1 protein-coding gene is annotated in these 1,372 nt (G+C 68.5%); it reads right to left on the bottom strand.

Annotation, left to right across the window (positions count from 1 at the left end; translation table 11 throughout):
- Positions 1-5: 5 nt before the first annotated feature.
- The gene (locus ACFQS1_RS40430) at positions 6-1,133 is read right to left on the bottom strand and encodes an ISAs1 family transposase (RefSeq protein ID WP_378978370.1); all 1,128 of its coding nucleotides are present in this window, start codon (positions 1,131-1,133) and stop codon (positions 6-8) included.
- Positions 1,134-1,372 lie beyond the last annotated feature (239 nt).

The following is a 1,372-nucleotide window of genomic DNA, read 5'->3' as shown; positions in this document are numbered from 1 at the left end:
CAGGGTCATTGCGTTCTCGGGTTTCCGCTGGTGATGGTGGTGATGAGGTCGTGTGGGCGGTGGCTTGCCCGGCGGGTGGCGCGGGCGATGTTGGTTTCTCCGCGGGAGCGGTGGAATCCGATCGCGGTGTTACGCAGGGTTGCCATGACGGCGGGTCCGGTGCCGGTCCGGGCCTGATGTGAATCTTCACGGAACGTGACATCTCTGACGTAGTGGATGGTGTTCTCGATCAGCCATTCGCGGCGGATCCAGTCCTGCAGGTCGGCGGGCTGGGCGTCGGTGGCGGGCAGGGAGATGGTCAGGTAGGCGGTCTCGCGGGTGGTCTTGCCGCTGGCGCTGGCGGTGCGGGTCCGGGTGATCCGGACGGCTTGCTGCGCGTGTGGGAAGCCGATCCCGCCGGGCGTGTGCAGGGTGATGGCTTTGACCGTTCGGGTCTCGCGGCGGCCGTGACCGGCGTCGCGGCTTTGGTGGCCGGTCGGCACCTGCGCCCAGGGCAGGGTTTTGAGCTGGGCGAACAGTTTCGGCTGGTTACCCTTCGCCGGGATCAGCAGGTGAGCACCCCGCGCGGCGATCTCGTTGGCGTGCCCGAGCTGCGTGTGCAGCGCGTCCGCGACGAAGATCAGCCCTTTCAGGCTGCCCAGCACGCGTTCGACAGCGTCCAGCAGCGGCGTGAACGCGGGGATCTCGTTGGATTTCGCGTCCACGGTGACCTGGGCCAGGACGATGCCGGTGCTGGTATCCAGCGCGGACAGCAGATGGACCTGGCTGCCATCGGGCCGGCGGGCACCCCGCACGGTTTTGCCATCGACCGCGATGACCTGCCGATACCGCGCCCGGCGCGGTACGTCCGGCACGGTGCGGCTGCGTAACCAGCCGGCCAGGACCGTGGCCAGCAGATCTGCGTCCAGGCGGATCAGCAGCCGCCACATCGTGGTCGTGGCGGGTACCGCACGCGCGAAGCCAAGCCGGGCACGAGCGATGTCGTCGAGGTCGTGCAGCCAGTCGGCGATCGCGGCCATGCTCGACGCGCCGGCCACCACCGCGCACACCGCGACCACCAGCAGTCCTGCGAGCGGATAGCGCAGACCCCGCGGGCTGCGCGGGTCCGGTACCGCCGTCACCGCCTCCAGCAAGCTCGCTCGTTCACCATCGGTCACCGGGCGAACGGGCGTGTCGGCGGGGGTCGTGACTGCGGACAGTACCTGGATCGGGCATGCTGACATCGCGGGTGAGGTCCTCGAAGTGTCCTGGAAGCGTGAGAACTCCCATGATCACCTAGGGGACCTCACCCGCCCCGACCGCCTCCACAAAGGTCACCGGCCGCGCATAACCCCAGTTCAGACATCCACTCACCGAACACGCAATGGCCCTG

This window comes from Paractinoplanes rhizophilus, from assembly GCF_042664765.1.
Taxonomy (GTDB): domain Bacteria; phylum Actinomycetota; class Actinomycetes; order Mycobacteriales; family Micromonosporaceae; genus Actinoplanes; species Actinoplanes rhizophilus.
This window is presented reverse-complemented; position numbering and strand designations above follow the sequence as displayed.